Source organism: Pseudomonas sp. AMR01 (assembly GCF_041946035.1).
Classification (GTDB): domain Bacteria; phylum Pseudomonadota; class Gammaproteobacteria; order Pseudomonadales; family Pseudomonadaceae; genus Aquipseudomonas; species Aquipseudomonas antarctica_B.
Map to the genome: position 1 here is coordinate 1 of NZ_JAUTYR010000183.1, position 517 is coordinate 517.

Annotated in this window: 1 protein-coding gene; it reads left to right on the forward strand. The window is 58.0% G+C overall.

The window, feature by feature from the left end; translation table 11 throughout:
• Positions 1–395, forward strand: a 395-nt coding sequence (locus Q7C20_RS27155) for a hypothetical protein (protein ID WP_375071237.1), incomplete at its 5' end; no start/stop codon positions are given.
• Positions 396–517 lie beyond the last annotated feature (122 nt).

A 517-nucleotide genomic window follows, 5' to 3' on the forward strand; every position in this document is an offset into this window, starting at 1 on the left:
CCGTCCGGATTATCCTCGATCCGGCCGTAGAAGAACGATGGGACGCTATTAAGACCATGTGCGCGATCATGGCGGCAGTCATGTTCGTATCGATCATGTACTACTCGCTCGATTTCACATGGGATCAACGGCGTTGCAACACGCGGGTGGTCGATACCCAGAATTATCGGGCCGAATTGGCGAATGCTGATCGGGCGCTGAACGATTCGCGCGACGACGCGGTGCTGGTCATGGTTCGGGAATTGCTGAATCCCACACCCGAGGGGGGCGGGTCGCGGGCCGCGCTGGAACGGTACGAAACCCGTATCGAGCTCATCAACCAGGCGCGGGATAAAAACGAGGACGAGCGGCGGAAGAATCCGTTGCCCCGATGCGATGGAGTCGAAAATGGATAGGTTGATTCGGCCTCCCCAGGTACACGCCTCATTGGAGGATTATGTAACCGCCGCGTTCGGTGGGTGGGTGCGTAACCTCCTGAATATCCAATCCGCGCATTCCCAGCAGATCGCGGAATTGG